The organism is Pedobacter sp. P26 (assembly GCF_050632135.1).
In the GTDB taxonomy this organism is placed as follows: domain Bacteria; phylum Bacteroidota; class Bacteroidia; order Sphingobacteriales; family Sphingobacteriaceae; genus Pedobacter.
The window spans coordinates 4,748,381-4,766,695 of the sequence record NZ_CP192574.1 but is presented as its reverse complement, the minus strand read 5'-3'; the positions used below and the strand labels follow the sequence as shown (position 1 = coordinate 4,766,695).

14 protein-coding genes and 1 pseudogene are annotated in these 18,315 nt (G+C 38.7%); all 15 read left to right on the top strand.

The annotated features are described in order from the left end of the window. Positions 1-169 precede the first annotated feature (169 nt). The 15 genes and pseudogenes from ACQ86H_RS22100 to ACQ86H_RS22030 all read left to right on the top strand — a co-directional run bounded on the left by ACQ86H_RS22100 (position 170) and on the right by ACQ86H_RS22030 (position 18,314). Positions 170-1,627, top strand: coding sequence for a UDP-N-acetylmuramoyl-L-alanyl-D-glutamate--2,6-diaminopimelate ligase (locus ACQ86H_RS22100; protein ID WP_138820486.1), 1,458 nt, complete (start codon positions 170-172; stop codon positions 1,625-1,627). After that, positions 1,627-2,873, top strand: a pseudogene (gene mraY / locus ACQ86H_RS22095) (phospho-N-acetylmuramoyl-pentapeptide-transferase). The gene ACQ86H_RS22100 and the pseudogene mraY overlap by 1 nt, the downstream one beginning before the upstream one ends. A gap of 149 nt (positions 2,874-3,022) precedes the next feature. Next, the gene (murD, locus tag ACQ86H_RS22090) at positions 3,023-4,411 is read left to right on the top strand and encodes a UDP-N-acetylmuramoyl-L-alanine--D-glutamate ligase (protein WP_431292497.1); all 1,389 of its coding nucleotides are present in this window, start codon (positions 3,023-3,025) and stop codon (positions 4,409-4,411) included. Positions 4,412-4,425: 14 nt separating this feature from the next. Then, positions 4,426-5,613 (top strand): FtsW/RodA/SpoVE family cell cycle protein, encoded by a 1,188-nt coding sequence (locus ACQ86H_RS22085; protein ID WP_138820488.1) that lies wholly within the window; start codon positions 4,426-4,428, stop codon positions 5,611-5,613. A 42-nt stretch (positions 5,614-5,655) separates the two neighbouring features. Next, entirely contained in the window at positions 5,656-6,063 is a 408-nt protein-coding gene (locus ACQ86H_RS22080; protein WP_431292496.1) for a GxxExxY protein, read from the top strand. Positions 6,064-6,181: 118 nt separating this feature from the next. After that, positions 6,182-7,300, top strand: coding sequence for an undecaprenyldiphospho-muramoylpentapeptide beta-N-acetylglucosaminyltransferase (gene murG, locus ACQ86H_RS22075; RefSeq protein ID WP_138820489.1), 1,119 nt, complete (start codon positions 6,182-6,184; stop codon positions 7,298-7,300). 64 nt (positions 7,301-7,364) lie between these two features. Then, positions 7,365-8,720, top strand: coding sequence for a UDP-N-acetylmuramate--L-alanine ligase (gene murC / locus ACQ86H_RS22070; protein ID WP_431292495.1), 1,356 nt, complete (start codon positions 7,365-7,367; stop codon positions 8,718-8,720). After that, positions 8,713-9,933, top strand: a complete 1,221-nt coding sequence (locus tag ACQ86H_RS22065) for a cell division protein FtsQ/DivIB (protein WP_431292494.1) — start codon at positions 8,713-8,715, stop codon at positions 9,931-9,933. The genes murC and ACQ86H_RS22065 overlap by 8 nt, the downstream gene beginning before the upstream one ends. Positions 9,934-9,938: 5 nt before the next feature. Continuing rightward, the gene (gene ftsA / locus ACQ86H_RS22060; RefSeq protein ID WP_086545007.1) at positions 9,939-11,297 is read left to right on the top strand and encodes a cell division protein FtsA; all 1,359 of its coding nucleotides are present in this window, start codon (positions 9,939-9,941) and stop codon (positions 11,295-11,297) included. 130 nt (positions 11,298-11,427) lie between these two features. Continuing rightward, a complete protein-coding gene (ftsZ, locus tag ACQ86H_RS22055) occupies positions 11,428-13,059 on the top strand; it encodes a cell division protein FtsZ (protein ID WP_431295442.1) in 1,632 nt (543 codons plus the stop codon). Positions 13,060-13,224: 165 nt separating this feature from the next. Further along, positions 13,225-14,466, top strand: a complete 1,242-nt coding sequence (locus tag ACQ86H_RS22050) for an aminotransferase class I/II-fold pyridoxal phosphate-dependent enzyme (protein ID WP_138820492.1) — start codon at positions 13,225-13,227, stop codon at positions 14,464-14,466. A gap of 255 nt (positions 14,467-14,721) precedes the next feature. After that, positions 14,722-14,898 (top strand): hypothetical protein, encoded by a 177-nt coding sequence (locus tag ACQ86H_RS22045; RefSeq protein ID WP_029278061.1) that lies wholly within the window; start codon positions 14,722-14,724, stop codon positions 14,896-14,898. A 296-nt stretch (positions 14,899-15,194) separates the two neighbouring features. Next, positions 15,195-16,178 (top strand): helix-turn-helix domain-containing protein, encoded by a 984-nt coding sequence (locus ACQ86H_RS22040; RefSeq protein ID WP_138820493.1) that lies wholly within the window; start codon positions 15,195-15,197, stop codon positions 16,176-16,178. A gap of 193 nt (positions 16,179-16,371) precedes the next feature. Beyond that, positions 16,372-16,728: a GNAT family N-acetyltransferase gene (locus ACQ86H_RS22035; protein ID WP_431292493.1), complete on the top strand. Its 357-nt coding sequence runs from the start codon at positions 16,372-16,374 to the stop codon at positions 16,726-16,728. 332 nt (positions 16,729-17,060) lie between these two features. Next, positions 17,061-18,314, top strand: coding sequence for a TPR end-of-group domain-containing protein (locus ACQ86H_RS22030; RefSeq protein ID WP_138820495.1), 1,254 nt, complete (start codon positions 17,061-17,063; stop codon positions 18,312-18,314). The last annotated feature ends 1 nt before the right edge of the window (position 18,315 follow it).

Sequence of the window (18,315 nt, the reverse complement as noted above, 5' to 3'; positions counted from 1 at the left end):
GTATAGGATTTAAGGCCTTGCTACTCGATACTAAACAAAGGTAGAAGGTTGAGGGTAGAAAGGTTTAAGGCCTTGCTACTCGATACTAAACAAAGGTAGAAGGTTGAGGGTAGAAAGGTTTAAGGTCTTGCTACTCGATACTAAATACCTGATACTAAAAGAATAAAAAATGCAATTACAAGATTTACTTTATGGCGTAACGATTAAAGAATTGGTTGGTAAAACCGATAGGGAAATCAGTGCACTGAATTTCGATTCGCGTAAAGTAGGTAAAGATGATATCTTTTTTGCAATAGTAGGTACTTTGGCTGATGGGCACCAATTTATTGAGCAAACCATTCAACAAGGCGCAGCTGTAATTATCTGTGAAAATTTGCCAGAAATCAATGATTTTACGGTTACCTATATTAAGGTGGAAAACACATCGGTTGCTTTAGGGATCATTGCCGGTAATTATTTTGGAAATCCGTCAGCAGATTTAAAATTGATCGGTATTACAGGAACAAACGGAAAAACTACCATTGCTACCCTTCTTTTTAAATTATTTAAAGATCTGGGTTATAAAACCGGGCTTTTATCAACAGTAGAGAATTATATCAACGATACTGTAGTAACTGCTACGCACACTACACCGAATCCTATTGCCTTAAACCAACTTTTAAGGGATATGGTAAATGCGGGCTGCGATTTTTGCTTTATGGAAGTGAGTTCGCATGCAGTATCACAACACCGGATCGAAGGCTTGACTTTCTCGGGCGGGGTGTTTTCGAATTTAACACATGATCATTTAGATTTTCATAAAACTTTTGATGCTTATCTGAAAGCTAAAAAGGCATTTTTTGATATGCTACCTAAATCGGCATTTGCATTAACCAATATCGACGATAAAAACGGTACGGTGATGCTGCAGAATACCAAAGCACATAAAAAGACTTATGCCCTTAAACAACTGGCCGATTTCAAAGCAAAAATAATTGAAAATCAGTTTAGTGGCTTGCATTTAGATATCGATAATGAAGACGTTTACTTCAAACTGGTAGGCTCTTTTAATGCGTATAACCTACTGGCTGTTTACGGGACTGCAATTTTGCTGGAACAGGATAAATTAAAAGTGTTGACCTTATTGAGCCGTTTATCAGGTGCTGAAGGGAGATTTGATTATATCACTTCCGCCGATAAAATTATTGGTATTGTGGATTACGCGCATACGCCTGATGCTGTTCAGAATGTGTTGAGTACCATTGCCAATATCCGCAAAGGAACTGAACAGGTAATTACTGTAATCGGTTGCGGTGGAGATCGTGACAAAACCAAACGTCCGATTATGGCTCAGGTGGCCTGCGATTGGAGTGACAAGGTGATCTTAACTTCTGATAATCCACGTACAGAAGATGCACAAGCTATAATTAACGATATGGAAACTGGGGTTTCGCCAACCAATCAGCGTAAAACCTTATCCATTTTAGATAGAAGAGAAGCCATAAAAACAGCCTGTCATTTGGCACAACCGGGAGATATTATTCTTGTTGCGGGTAAAGGACATGAAAAATATCAGGAAATTAATGGTGTAAGGAACCATTTTGATGATAAAGAAATTTTACTTGAACAATTAAAACCAATCAGCTAATGTTATATTTATTATTCGAATACCTGCATAAGCATTATGATATACCTGGGTTAAGGTTGTTTCAGTACATCACTTTCCGTGCTTCTATTTCTATAATTTTATCATTGATCATTACCACCGTTTACGGACGTAGGTTGATTGATTACCTGCATAAAAAACAGGTTGGAGAAACGGTAAGAAATTTAGGTTTAGAAGGCCAGATGCAAAAACAGGGTACGCCTACCATGGGTGGTATCATTATCCTGCTGGGTATTTTGATCCCTACCTTATTATTTGCAAATATTTCCAATATCTATGTGATTTTAATGATTATCACCACGATCTGGATGGGTGCAATTGGATTTTTAGACGATTACATCAAGGTTTTCAAAAAAATAAAGAAGGTTTAGCTGGCCGTTTTAAAGTGGTTGGCCAAGTAGGACTCGGACTGATAGTAGGCATTACGATGTATTTTCATCCAAATATTGTGGTGAGGGAAACCGTTCAGGATAATGTTAAAAGCACTTCTACGGTTCCAATGGTATTGCGTCAGAAAGGCGAAACTTTTTATTATACGCAAGATGTAAAATCGACCAAAACCAATATGCCCTTTTATAAGAACAATGAGTTCGATTATGCCAAGGTATTGAAGTTTTTAGGTGGCGATTATCAGAAATATGCATTTATCATATTCCTCATCTTTACGGTGTTTATTATTACGGCAGTTTCAAATGGGGCCAATATTACCGATGGTATTGATGGGCTGGCTACCGGAACCTCAGCGGTAATTGGGATCACCCTGGGTATTTTGGCTTATGTATCTGGTAATACAATCATGGCCGATTACCTGAACATCATGTATATCCCAAACTCAGCAGAGCTGATGATTTTTGCCGGAGCCTTTGTTGGAGCATGCGTAGGTTTTCTTTGGTACAACTCTTACCCTGCCCAGATTTTTATGGGTGATACCGGAAGTTTGGCCATTGGAGGTATTATAGCCGCATTCGCCTTAATGATCCGTAAAGAACTGTTGATCCCGATTTTATGTGGAATCTTCCTGATAGAACTGGTGTCGGTAATTATGCAGGTATCTTATTTTAAGTATACCAAAAAGAAATTTGGCGAAGGACGGAGGATTTTCCTGATGTCGCCGCTACACCACCATTATCAAAAGAAAGGTTATCACGAGGCCAAAATTGTAACCCGCTTCTGGATTATCGGAATCATGCTTGCGATTATGACTATTGTAACATTGAAGTTAAGGTAGAGGGTTAGAAGGTTTAGGGCTTAGCGGTTTAATGCCGAAAGACTAAAGCTGAAAAGTAAAAGAGAGAATAATAAATAAATTAAAAAATTAAAATGTGATGGTATTAATGTCTTGATACTTGATACTCACCACTTGATACTAAAATAAAAATGAGCACAAATAATACTACATCAGGCAATACTACGTCAGCAATGGCAGGGCATGGTCGTGTAGTTATTTTAGGTGCTGGTGAAAGTGGTGTTGGCGCCGCAAAATTGGCACAGGCAAAAGGCTTCGGTGTTTTTGTTTCCGATTATGGGGTAATCGCCGATAAATACAAAGCCGCATTGGAAAAGCTTGGCATACCATTCGAATCTGAAAAGCATACTGAAGAATTGATTTTAAATGCTACGGAAGTAATTAAAAGTCCGGGTATTCCGCCGACAGCGCCAATTATTAAAAAACTTGTCGCTCAAGGTATTCCGGTGATTTCAGAAATCGAGTTCGCCGGAAGATATACCGATGCAAAAACAATCTGCATTACCGGTTCAAATGGTAAATCAACTACGAGCCTGTTAACTTATCACATCTTAAAAAATGCCGGGTTAAATGTAGGCTTGGCCGGTAATATCGGACAGAGTTTTGCTGCGCAGGTAGCTACAGAAGATTATGAATATTATGTGCTGGAAATCTCAAGTTTTATGCTCGATGATATGTTCAAGTTTAAAGCCGATATCGCAGTTTTACTGAACATCACACCAGATCATTTAGATCGCTACGATTATAAACTGGAAAATTATGCCGGATCCAAAATGCGCATTGTCCAAAACCAAACGGCAGATGATGTTTTTATCTATTGCGCTGATGACGAAGAAAGTTTAAAAGCAATCGCTCTAACAAAACCTTTGGCGAAAACCTATCCATTTTCAATTGTTAAAAAGGTTGAAACTGGTGCTTACTTAGAAGAAAATACGATACATATCCTTACAGAACCTAATAACCAACTAACCATGTCTATTTCAGATTTAGCCTTACAGGGCAAGCACAACATTTATAATTCTATGGCCTCAGGCATTGTGTCTAAAGTTTTAGAATTAAGAAATGAAACCATCCGCGAAAGCATGGGTAATTTCAAGAATATTGAGCACAGGTTAGAACATGTGGCCAAAATTTCGGGGATCGATTTTATCAACGATAGTAAAGCCACAAATGTGAACTCCACCTGGTACGCTTTAGAAAGTATGACCAGTGATGTGGTGCTGATTATGGGTGGTGTGGATAAAGGTAATGATTATAACATGCTTAAGGATTTGGTTAAAAGTAAGGTAAAAGCCATTGTTTGTTTAGGTAAAGATAATAGACGTATTCACGATGCTTTTGAGGATGATGTAGACATAATCGTAAATACTTTTTCGGCTGAAGAAGCTGCGCAGATTGCTTTCCACCTGGCTAAACGTGGCGATGCAGTATTGTTATCGCCTGCATGTGCAAGTTTTGATTTATTTAAAAATTATGAAGACCGCGGTAACCAGTTTAAAGCGGCAGTTAGAGAATTATAATAGGAGGCTTAAATATGTTTCAGGCATTGCTTAATAAAACAAAAGGAGACAGGTGGATCTGGTTGATCATCATCCTGCTTTCGCTTATATCAGTAATGGCTGTGTATAGTGCAACAGGTACTTTGGCGTATAAAAAAGGGGAAGCTGTAGAAAAGCTTTTGCTTACTAAACACTTAATTTTTGTGTTGATGGGTATTGGGATGATTTATATCGCTCACCTGCTCGATTACCGCTATTACGCTGGTATTTCGAAGGTGCTGATGATTGTAACCATTCCTTTGCTGTTTTATACATTAATATTCGGTACCAACTTAAACGATGCTTCGAGGTGGGTTAAAATACCGGTAATCGGATTAACCTTTCAAACTTCCGATTTGGCCAAGCTGGCATTGATTACCTTTTTGGCACGTATGCTAACCAAAAAGCAGGAAAATATTAAAAACGTAAAAGAATCATTTATACCAATTATGGGTTCGGTTTGTGTGGTGTTTGTTTTAATCGCACTGGCCAACTTGTCCACAGCATTAATGCTGTTCGGTGTAAGTATATTGCTGTTGATTATCGGTAGGATCAGTATTAAACAGATTGCGATTGTTTGTGCGGGCGGCTTTGTGCTGCTGTTGTTCGTTTTCTTTTTGGGTCCAAGGAGAAAAACATACATGTCGCGTATCAATACGTTTATGCATCCCGAAATGCAGCATTCAGACAAAACTTTCCAGGCAGATCAGGCAAAAATTGCCTTGGCTACTGGTGGTGTTTTTGGTAAAGGACCAGGTAATAGTACACAACGCAATTTCCTGCCACACCCGTATTCCGATTTTATTTTCGCCATTATTATTGAAGAATGGGGAACGGTGGGAGGAATTGTAATCATGATACTATACCTGGTGCTTTTATACCGGTGTATCAAGATCGTAACCCGGGCGCCCAAGGCATTCGGGGCTTTACTGGCTGCAGGACTAAGTTTTAGTCTCACCATCCAGGCTTTTGCTAACATGGCCGTAGCGGTAGGTTTAGGCCCGGTAACAGGGGTTCCACTTCCATTGGTGAGTATGGGTGGTACATCAATGATTTTTACCAGTGTGGCCTTCGGAATTATTTTGAGCGTAAGCCGCGATGTGGAAGAAAACGCAAAACTGACACCGAAAGATGAAAAAATAAATAATAAAATAATTGTTGGAGAGATTCCATCATTTGGATAAATAAAAATAACCACAAAGAAACAAAAGAACACAATAGCTAAAATGAAACCTAGTAAAGCATACCTAACGGATTTAACTTATCAGGTCAATGGGGCTGCTATTGAAGTGCATAAGTCTCTTGGGGCTGGATTGTTAGAAAGTGCGTATCATAAATGCATGAAACATGAGCTAGTGTTACGAGGGATTTCTTTTATGACTGAAATGCTTGTGCCAGTGAATTATAAAGGAATGGCTATAGATGCAAATTTGAGGTGTGATTTATTTATTGAAAATATATTAACCGTTGAATTAAAATCTGTGGATAGATTAATGCCTATTCATGAAGCTCAAATCATTACTTATATGAAGCTATTAGGTTCTCCACAAAGAATAATTTATAATTTCAATACAGTTAATTTATATAGTGAAGGACAAAACATACGTAAACGATTTATTCAGACTATTACCTGAATAATAGAATATTAACTATTGTTCCATTGATGGGCGATACTTACAATAAATAAAAAACAACTTTTGTTCACTATTGTGTCTTTTGTGGTGAAATGGTTAACATTAAAAACAGTTTAAAATGAATAATTCCCCAAAAATTATCATATCAGGTGGTGGCACCGGCGGGCACATTTTTCCCGCCGTAGCCATAGCCAATGCGCTAAAACGCTTGGTGCCAGCCTGTGAAATCTTATTTGTGGGTGCAATAGGTCGAATGGAAATGGAAAAAGTTCCTGCAGCCGGATATAAAATTATAGGATTAAACATTAGCGGGATGCAACGCGGCTCGATTATTAAAAATCTGGCACTCCCGCTCAAAGTAATCGGTAGTGTGCGTAAAGCCATGCAGATTATCAATGATTTTAAACCAGATGCTGTAGTAGGCGTTGGTGGTTATGCTTCAGGACCGTTATTGTACGCAGCTTCTTTGAAGAGAATTCCTTACCTCATCCAGGAACAGAATTCTTATGCAGGAATAACCAATAAGTGGTTAGGCAAAAAGGCTTCGAAAATCTGTGTCGCCTTTGATGACATGGATCAGTTTTTTCCAGCTGACAGGATTTTGAAAACAGGAAATCCGGTTCGCCAGGAAGTGGTTGATATTAAAGGTAAACACCATGCAGGAGCCGAACTATTAAAACTCGATCCATTGAAAAGAACCATTATGGTAACCGGTGGAAGTTTAGGTGCAGGAACACTGAATAAAGCAATTGAAAAACATTTACCCGAGATTATTGCACAAGATGTGCAGGTAATCTGGCAAACAGGTAAGTATTACTACAAAGGGATTATAGAAAGATTGGGTTTAGCCTATCATCCCAATGTGCGTATCCTAGAGTTTTTAAATAAAATGGATCTGGCTTATGCCGCTGCAGATGTGATCATCAGCCGTGCTGGAGCAGGAACCATAGCAGAGCTTTGTTTGATTAAAAAGCCGGTGATTTTGGTGCCTTCGCCAAATGTAGCAGAAGATCATCAAACTAAAAATGCCATGGCCCTGGTTAAAAATGGAGCAGCAATATTAATTAACGATCGCTCCGCGGAAGATACCCTGGTTAAGGAAGCACTGACATTGCTAACAAATAAAGAACAGTGTGAAACGCTGGCTCAAAACCTGGCTAAGATGGCATTGCCAAAGGCAGATGAAATTATTGCGAATGAAGTGTTGAAATTGATTAATAGAGATATGAGAAACTAGATGTGTAATTTGAGATTAGACTATTTGTATAGTGTCTCAAATCTCCCATCTCAAATCTAAAAAAATGGAACTAAGTAAAATAAATAGGGTTTTCTTTGTAGGTATCGGTGGTATCGGCATGAGTGCGCTTGCCCGTTATTTTGCTAAACGCGGACAGGTGGTTTGTGGTTACGATAAAACATGTACCAAGCTGACCGAAACTTTGGAACAGGAAGGAATTTTGATTACCTATCTTGATGAAACCACTTCATTGCCTGGGGAATTTTTGGATAATCAGGATGACACCCTTGTAGTTTATACACCCGCAATTCCGAAAGATTCGAAAATTTTAAACCATTTTATTGATAAAGGTTTTGCACTTAAAAAGCGTTCAGAGGTTTTGGGTATCATCAGCAAGGGCATGTTCTGTATTGCGGTTGCGGGTACACATGGTAAAACCACCACATCGTCTATTGTAGCGCATATTCTAAAGGATACCGGTTACGATTGTACGGCATTTTTGGGTGGTATAACCAGTAATTACAACAGCAATGTACTTTTTGGCGATAACAATGTGGTGGTAGTAGAAGCCGATGAATATGACCGTTCTTTCCTGACATTGCATCCTGATGTAGCCGTGGTGACCTCGATGGATGCTGATCATTTGGACATCTACGGAGATAAAAGTCAACTCGAAGAATCTTTCAGGTTATTTGCCGGGCAGCTGAAGGCCGAAGGTACACTTTATGCACATGAAGGATTGCCTTTGGAAAATAGCATCAGTTATGCTGCAAGTCCAACTGCTACGGCAAAAGCAGAAAATTTAAGGGTAGAAGGCTCGAAATTTGTTTTCGATTATGCAGATACCACGCAACGCATAAAAGATATCAGCTTGATGATTCCCGGTAAACATAATGTAGAAAATACAACCGTTGCCATTGCCATTGCTTTGCAATTGGGTATTGATGTGGAAAAGGTGAAACAGGCTGTTGCAAACTTTAAAGGGGTGAAACGCCGTTTCGAATATATTGTAAACAGTGGGACTCAGATTTATATTGATGACTATGCACATCACCCTGAAGAACTGAAAGCCTGTTTTGATGCGGTGAGACAATTGTATCCCGATAAAAAACTAACAGTAATTTTTCAACCGCACCTGTTTACCCGTACGAGGGATTTTGCAGATGAATTTGCAAAAGTTTTAAGCACCGCTGACGAACTGCTGCTGTTGGAAATTTATCCGGCAAGAGAATTGCCCCTTGAAGGCATTAACGCACAGTTTTTATTGGATAAAATCACTTTGGCAGATAAAAGAGTATGTGGAAAAGATTTTGTGGTTCAGCATGTTAAGGACACAAAACCGGAATTAATTTTAACAGTAGGAGCGGGCGATATCGATACCATTATAGAACCCTTAAAAAATATATTGAACAATGCTTAAACGGATAAACTGGAGTGCAATTTTTACTGGCTTTGCCTGGCTGATCAGTCTGGCAGGGGTGGTTGTGCTTTTGAGTTTTATCAATGTGAAAAAGCAAACTGTTAAATGTACAGATATTAAAATCCTGATTCCTGGAGCAGATAATTTTATTGAGCGCGAAGAGATCGATGCTATTTTAAAAGAAGATCAAGGTGTGCTTTTAGGGCGTAACCTCGAAAATATCAATATTCATAAAATTGAGAAAAAACTGCAGTCTAACCCTTATATCGGTTTTGCTAAAGTGTATATAGATATGGATGGGGTGCTGCACATCGAAGTAAAACAGCGTCAGCCTATCCTTCGCATATTTAACGAGAATGGACAGGATTTTTACATTGATAATGATGGATTGAAAATGCCTATTTCATCAAATTTCACTGCCAATGTGCTGGTGGCAACGGGACATATTACCGAGGTTTTTGGCAGTAGAATCGATACCCTGCATACACAATTGGCGAGAGATTTATATAAAACTGCACAGTACATTAAAAAAGATACGCTTTGGGATTCTCAGATCGAACAGATTGTGGTTGATCAGAAAAACGATATCGAACTGATCCCGAGAGTAGGTAATCAGCGGATTATTTTAGGTAATGCTGATTCTCTTGAAAAGAAAATGAAAAACCTGTTGTTGTTTTATAAAAAAGCAATGCCGCAGGTAGGATGGGATACTTATAAAACGATCAACATTAAATATACCAACCAGATTGTTTGCGAAAAAAGAGATTCGACAGCATTAGGAAAAAAAGCGAAAACAATTTCGGCGGCAGATAGTTTGAGGATACAGCGGAACGTAACCGATTCACTGATCAGAAATACCATCAGCACGGTAATGGACGATCGATCTGAAGCCGATCAGCCAGAAGAGGTAGCGCCTAAAAAGCCTGAACCTAAAAAGGTGGAAGCCAGGAAAGAAGAGCCAAAGAAAACAGAAATAAAAAAGGTAACGCCTAGAAAGGTTGAACCAGTAAAAACAGAAGTAAAAAAGCCGGTAGTTGTAGCGGCTGTTAAACCAAAGGAAACAAAACCAGCGGATAAAAAAGAGAAACCGAAGCAAACCGGAGCAACGCAGCCAAAGACGGCAAAATCTGAGGCTCAGTTGAAAAAAGAAAAAGAAGCAAGAGAAAAAGAAATCAGAGCCCTAGAAAAACAGTATAAAACTCAGCAAAATTAACGAATATGGACAAGGCAAAATTTACCAGTCAGTCGCCCATTGTAGTAGGATTGGATATCGGTACTACAAAAATTTGTGTTATCGTTGGTCGTAGAACACAGCACGGTAAGATAGAAATCTTAGGAATAGGCAAGGCAGAATCGGCGGGTGTGACACGTGGAGTGGTTTCTAACATTCAAAAAACCGTACAGGGCATTGCTCAAGCAGTTGAAGTAGCAAGCGGACAATCCAATGTAGAAATACAGGTGGTAAATGTGGGTATTGCTGGTCAGCACATTAAGAGCTTACAGCACAGAGGAATTTTAACAAGAAGAGAATTAAATAACGAAATCGGTAAAAAAGACATCGATAAGTTGATCGATGATATGTTTAAACTGGTAATGCCACCGGGTGAGGAGATCATCCATGTTTTGCCGCAGGAATTTACTATCGATAACGAGCCTGGAATCAAAGATCCAATTGGTATGGCAGGGGTTCGCCTTGAAGCTAACTTCCATATCATCTCTGGTCAGGTTACAGCCGTCAAAAACATTATCAAATGTGTCAACAATGCAGGACTTCAAACTCAGGATTTGATTCTTGAGCCGTTGGCTTCTTCTGAATCGGTGTTGAGCGAGGAAGAAAAAGAAGCTGGTATTGCATTGGTTGATATTGGTGGTGGTACTACAGATATAGCCATTTTCCATGAAGGTATTATCCGTCATACTGCAGTTATCCCTTTTGGCGGCAATAGTGTTACTGAAGATATCAGAGAGGGTTGCTCAGTAATGCGCAATCAGGCTGAATTGTTAAAAACACGCTTTGGTTCGGCATTGGCTGAGGAGAATAAAGAAAACGAAATTATTTGTGTTCCCGGATTACGCGGCCGCGAACCAAAAGAAATTTCGGTTAAAAACCTGGCCTACGTCATTCAGGCACGTATGGAAGAGATTATTGAGCACGTATATTACGAGATCAAATCTTCCGGATATGAGAAAAAACTTATCGGTGGTATTGTAATTACCGGTGGCGGAGCATTATTAAAACACTTATCTCAGGCGGTTGAATATGTAACCGGTTTAGATTGCCGTATTGGTTATCCGAATGAGCATTTATCTAAGTATGAAGATATGCCTAAAGCCATTTACGACGATCTGAAAAGCCCAATGTATGCAACCAGTGTAGGTTTACTGATCAAAGGAATCCAAAAAGCAGAAGAGTTAATTGAAGAAATGAAACAGCCTGGTGTTTTTGTAGAAAAACCAAAAACAGCAAAAGAAAAAGAGAAACGCGGACCGGGTTTGTTTGATAAATTACTGGCAAAAACAAGAACTTTCATTCAGGACGACATGAATGTAAGTGATGAGGATTACTTGAAAAGTTAATTATTTTTCCACAAAAGATGAGTTTTCCACATTATTAACAGTTGTGGAAAACGTCTGTTGAAAAAATGTTAATATTACATTGAGTAATGAACAGAATTTAAAAATTTTTAAACAACTGATTCATAAAGATATGCAGTTCGAAATGTTAAAAGATAAGTCTTCAATCATCAAGGTAATTGGTGTTGGGGGCGGTGGCGGCAACGCAGTGAACCATATGTACCTGTCTGGTATTACTGGTGTAGATTTTATTATTTGTAATACAGATGCCCAGGCATTGGAATCTAGCCCTATACCTAACAAGGTACAATTAGGCGCTAGCTTAACCGAAGGAATGGGAGCTGGCTCTATTCCTGAGGTTGGTAAAAACTCAGCTATAGAAAATATAGATGATATTAAAGCCATGTTAGGTAGTACAACCAAAATGCTTTTTATTACAGCAGGAATGGGTGGTGGTACCGGAACAGGGGCTTCTCCAATCATTGCGAAAGCAGCTAAAGAGCTTGACATTTTAACTGTGGCCATCATTACTACACCATTTTCTTTCGAAGGAAAAAGACGTAAACTGCAGGCTGATGAGGGAATGGAAGAGTTGAAAAAGTACGTAGATTCTTACCTTGTGATCTCTAACGATCGCCTGCGCGAAATCTTCGGAAACTTAACTTTGGGTTCTGCCTTTGGTCAGGCCGACGATATTTTAACCACCGCTGCAAAAGGTATTGCAGAAATCATTACAGTTCCCGGTTATATCAACGTGGATTTTAAGGATGTGCGTACTGTAATGAAAGATAGTGGCGTAGCCATTATGGGTAGTTTTGCCGCTGAGGGCGAAGACCGTGCATTACAGGCGGTTGAAGGTGCTTTGGCTTCTCCGTTGTTAAAAGATAATGAAATTGAAGGTGCCCGTTATATCTTATTGAATATCAGCTCTGGTTTGCGTGAGGTAACCATGGATGAGGTTTCTATTATTACGGACTATATTCAGGAGAAAGCTGGTTTATCAGCAGACTTAATTTGGGGTAACTGTACCGAGGAATCTTTAAGCGATAAACTTTCTGTAACCATTATTGCAACAGGCTTCCAAACCTCAGAAGAACGTGTGCATGAAGAAAAAAATAAAAAGAAAATATCACTTTTAACACCAGAAGAAGCGCCGCTGGTTCGCCCTGTTGAACCAGTAAACTCTTTTATTCAGCCCAAAACAACGCCATCTTATGAGCCTGTTTTAAAAACGAAGGAAGAAGTTTCACAAGCAGATCTTTTTGGTGGTATGTTCAATAAACCGGAACCTCAAAAAGTTCAGGAACCAGAAAGTAATGTGGTTCGTCATACTTTAATTGAAGAAGAGCCTCAGGTAGAAGAAGTCAAAGAAACCGGATTCGAGTTTGAAGTTAAATTGGCAGAAACCAACTTTGTATTCGAAACACCAGTAGCTCAGTCAGCACCTATGCCACAACCTGAGCCAGAAATCGAAATGCCGGTTGTTGGATTAGACGACGACAAAAGTGACGAATCAATGGAAGAACAATTGAAAAAATCTAAAGAGCGTATTTTACGCTTGAAAGATCTGAGCATGAAATTGCGTACAACCAATGGTTTACAGGAATTGGAAAACGAACCTGCATACAAACGCAAGCAAATGCAGTTGCAACAAGTTCAGCATTCTTCTGAATCGCAGGTAAGCAGGTTTACTTTAAGTAACGACCAGGACGGTGGTACTGAAATCAGACCTAATAATTCTTTTCTGCACGATAACGTTGATTAAAACAAACCAAATATAATTATAGAGCCCCGTTGTAAAATCGGGGCTTTTTTGGCATAAAATTGGATCACTAAAAAGCTTAATTGGAGCCTGAAAGATCATTAGGTTGATTTTAAGCCGAATAAAGCGTAAATTCGCAAAATTTCATTATAAAAAATACATAATACATTGGATATATTTGATAAGATAGCAAAGCACATGGGGCCACTTGGCCAACACCAGAAATGGTCTCATGGGTATTTCTCATTTCCAAAATTAGAGGGAGAAATTGCACCTCACATGCAATTTCGTGGAAAAGAGCATTTGGTTTGGAGTTTAAACAACTACTTAGGCTTAGCCAATCACCCGGAAGTTAGAAAGGCAGATGAAGAAGCTGCTGCAAAATTCGGCATGGCTTATCCTATGGGAGCCCGCATGATGAGCGGTAACTCGAACTATCACGAACAGCTGGAGCAAGAGCTTGCAGAATTTGTAGGCAAACCTGATGCATTTTTATTAAACTATGGCTACCAGGGCATGGTGTCTATTATCGATACCTTGGTTGATAGGAATGATGTGGTGGTATATGATGCAGAATCACACGCCTGTATTGTAGATGGATTACGTTTGCACATGGGTAAACGTTTTGTCTACAAACATAATGATATTGAGAGTGCCCGTAAGCAGTTAGAACGTGCAACTAAACTTGTTGAAGAAACTGGCGGCGGTATTCTTCTAATTACAGAAGGTGTTTTCGGAATGAGCGGCGCTCAGGGGAAATTAAGGGAAATCGTTGATCTTAAAAAAGATTTCAATTTCCGTATCCTGGTTGATGATGCACATGGTTTCGGTACCATGGGTAAAACCGGTGCCGGTACGCATGAAGCACAAGACTGTATTGAAGGAATTGATGTTTACTTTGGGACCTTTGCCAAATCAATGGCAGGTATTGGTGCGTTCGTTGCTTCAACAGAACAAATTACCAATTTCTTGAGGTATAATATGCGTTCTCAGACTTTTGCTAAAGCATTACCTATGCCAATGGTAATTGGTTTATTAAAGCGCTTAGAATTGCTAAAAAGCAAGCCTGAGTTAAAAGATAAACTTTGGGAAATCGCAATGACCCTTCAAAAAGGATTACGTGAGCGCGGATTCGATTTAGGTGTTACCGATTCAGTAGTTACTCCGGTTTTCTTAAAAGGTGAACTTTCTGATGCCACAGCAATTACTTACGATTTACGCGAGAATTATAGCATCTTCTGCTCAATTGTAGTTTATCCGGTAATTCCAAAGGGCATGATCGAACTTCGTTTAATTCCTACAGCTGTTCACACGCTTGAAGATGTACAACGTACGCTGGATGCTTTTAGCGAAGTTGCTGAAAAATTGGAAAATGGATATTATAAAGAAAATCTTTTCGCTACCGTTTAAGATCAATGAAAATTTTATAAAGCCCTTTAAATATGTTTAAAGGGCTTTTTTGTGTAATTTTATTTTTTAAAAATCTGTATTTCAGTTAGTTAATCAGGTTTCTTGTTGCATAATATGTTTATAAATCCATTCATGTGGAAAAAAACGTTTTAGAAGGCTGTTTTTTATTATTCTAAAAATTTTTTTATTTCGTTAAACCTTTTAAATTAGATAATTAAAACCAAAAACCTTAAAGAACCATAGGAGCAATTAAAAATGAAAAAATTCGAAGAAGTAAAAAGTTTAGTGGCAGCTTTAGAAGCTGATGCAGACAAATTTTATAACAAAGGTAACAGCGCAGCTGGAACCCGTATACGTAAAGGCATGCAAGATTTGAAAAACTTAGCTCAGGCCATTCGTTTAGAAGTTCAGGAAACCAAAAATAAAGCTTAAACAAATAAAATATTATAGTGAAGAGCCTCAGAATTTTCTGGGGCTTTTTTGTAACCTATATTTTCTTATTCGTCAGTAAATATTATCTTTGCTGTAAAATATATAAGACAAATTAACATTCAATGCGTAAGTTTTCTTATTATTTATTATTTGCTCCAGGTAGTCTTTCAGATATAGACATTTGCGGAAGTTTTGATTTTACGATGTGTCGCAAGCTTTGTGTAAGGCAAAGTAAGTAGAATACTGAAGTGCGCGAATGATTTGGTTTGAAGTGATAATATTATTAGCAGGATACGGTGTCAAAACATTTGCAATACAACAAGGCAGAAAGTAAGGATGTAGGTTATATATTGAATGTGCTCAGTAGCGTACATACAGTAGATCAAAAATTGAAAGAAGAATTTGAGAAACATCTTTTAAGGCTCAGGATTAAAAAGGATCAGATACTCTTCAATGAGAACGAGGTATGCGAATACATATACTTTATTGTTAGAGGCGCTTTAATGGGATGCACCACGCATAATAAACAAAAAATAACTACCTATATTTCAATTGAAAATGATTTTGTAAGTTCTATATCGGGGCTTCATGGATCTGATCATTCTCAGGAATACGTAATCGCTGTTGAAGATACAGATTTGCTGGCCATCCACAATAATGAACTCAATCGTCTTTTTACATACCATTTCGGGCTCAATTATATCTTTAGAGTTGTTTTAGAGAAATATTATAAAGCTGCTCAACAAAGGTCACATATTATCCGTGTTGGAAACGCAAAGGAAAGATACCTGTATTTTGCAAAAACCAATCCGGGTTATTTAAACCGACTGCCCTTAGATCTGGTAGCTTCATTGTTAAATGTTAAAACTTCAACACTATTGTCCATCAGGAAAAATTCTTCTAAACCCAAAGAAGGCAATGTTGATCTTGCTGAATTTGGGCAAAAACTGGAGCGTTATGTTAACGATCATCAGCTATTCAGGCAAAAGAATATCAGGCTCCATTCTCTCGCTCAAAAGGTCGGTATAGGCAGTCATAAGCTTTCTGTTGTGTTAAACAGTTATTTCAATAAAAGTTTTATTGATTATATTAATCAGTATAGGGTAAACTGGATAAAGGATAGTATCCGTAATCCAGAGATTATGCAAAATTTCACGCTGGAGGCATTGGCTTATAGTGCAGGTTTTTCATCCAGGAGTGCCTTCTATAATTCTTTTAAAAAATTAGTGGGAATGAGCCCTCTTGAGTATTCAAGAAATATTGGAGAAGAAATACTTTAGCTTAACGTTTTTGTTACTGATATGCTGCTTGAGGTTACTTTTAGCCGGGCTTTTGTATTGATTTATAATACAGGACAAACTTGATCCTGTTCTCTTCGACAAATGAGGCCTGGTTGGCTAAATTAGTTTAATTGACAATTTAATATATAGCTTTTACTGGCTTTGAGCCGCAATTGATTAAACTATGATAAGGATGATGCGCGCTGCAGATTGGAGTGAGATAAATGACATTTATCAGGAAGGAATCGATACAGGTACCGCAAGTTTTAGAACCCCGGATATTTCATGGAAGGACTGGGATTCATCACACCTCAAGACCTGCAGATTTGTGAGTTTACAGGGTAAGGAAATTGTTGGGTGGTGTGCACTTTTGCCGGTAATCGCCAATTATGACGTTGGTGGTGTTGGAGAAATTGAAGTTTATGTTAAACAGGGCTACAAAGGCCAGGGGATAGGCTCTGCTCTATTAAATGCCCTGATTATCGAAAGTGAAAAAAAGGAATCTGGATGCTTCAGGCAGGAATTTTCCTTCAGAATTCAGCCTCATTAAAAATTTATGAAAAAGCTGGATTCAGGGTGGTAGGCTATCGGGAAAAAATAGGTAAAGCAAAAGGTGTTTGGCAGGATAATCTCCTGATGGAAAGAAGAAATAAATTGATCGCCTAATATTTTAAGACTAAGAACGTGTTTAAAATAAAATAGAAGTTATTTCGTATGTCAGTCTGAGCGTAGTCGAAGACCATTTCTGCTTTTGGGAATTTCTGAATTTTTTAAAATGACCTGGAGCAAAAGGTTTCTTTAAATTGTTACCAAGTGTAAATATTTTAAATAAAATAAGCGCACATGTCTAATTTTATTATCTGAATTAGCTAAATTTAGTGCATGTTTAAGCACGTTTTTTTAGGTCTCCTGTTGTTTTTTTCTCATGTAGCTGCACATGCTCAGTTTCGTTATGCTAAAATAGCCGACAGTTTATATGCTGTTAAAATTTATGATCAGGCAGCGCATTATTACCTGCTTTCTGGAGAGGCCAGTGAATTTTCCCGTGCAAAACAAGGGGCCTTTTATAATGCTGCCTGTTGTTTTGCCCTATATGGCAAGGCCGATAGCGCAATGCTATTGCTGAAACAATCCATTCAACTTGGGAACGATAATGTGGCGCATATCAGTAAGGATACCGATCTTAACTCGTTGCACCAACGCGCCGACTGGCAGAAACTCATTGCAGGTTTGCATCCACGTATTAAAAGCACTAACGATCCGACAAAAGCACGGTTAATTACTACCGACGTACGCAATTTCTGGGATGCTTATGACCGTGCTCAGAAAGATACGGCCAACCGTTTAAACATTTACCGCAAATATTACATCCAACCCGGAACGCCCGGTTTACAGGATTATTTTACTTACAAGGTATTTGACCTGAAATACTTTGTTATGGGGCATGATAAGCGCCCTAATTTTTATGCCGCCATCCGCAAAAATACTTATGCTGTAGAGCAACAGAAGCCACAGATGATAAGCAGCTTTGTAAAGCTTAAAGCACTATATGCCAAAGCTTCGTTTCCTGATGTTTATTTTGTTATCGGTGATTTCTCTTCAGGTGGTACCTCTTCAGATAATGGCTTGCTCATAGGTCTAGATCAAGGTGTGCGTACACCCGATATCCCTACCAACGAACTAAACTTATGGCAACGCAACAATTTCAACAACCTGGTTGATTTGCCGCATCTTATTGCGCACGAGCTGATCCATTTTAATCAGGGCGGCATGGCTGGCGATACAACCTTATTACGTGCTGTCTTAGCTGAAGGCATGGCCGATTTCCTGGGCGAACTGATCTCTGGTAAAACGGCTAACGAACGACTGCATGTTTGGGCCAGGGGTAAGGAAAAACAGATTTGGAGCGATTTTGAAAAAGAAATGTATCTGAACAGGGCCAAAAACTGGATAGCCAACTCTGATCAGGAAACTGCCGACAAACCTGCTGATCTGGGGTATTGGGTAGGTTACCAGATCTGCAAAGCTTATTATAACCAGGCTGCAGATAAAAAACAGGCCGTGGCGGATATGCTTAACGTTAAAGATTACAAGGCATTTTATGATAATAGTGGCGCAAGCCGGATGTTTAAATGAC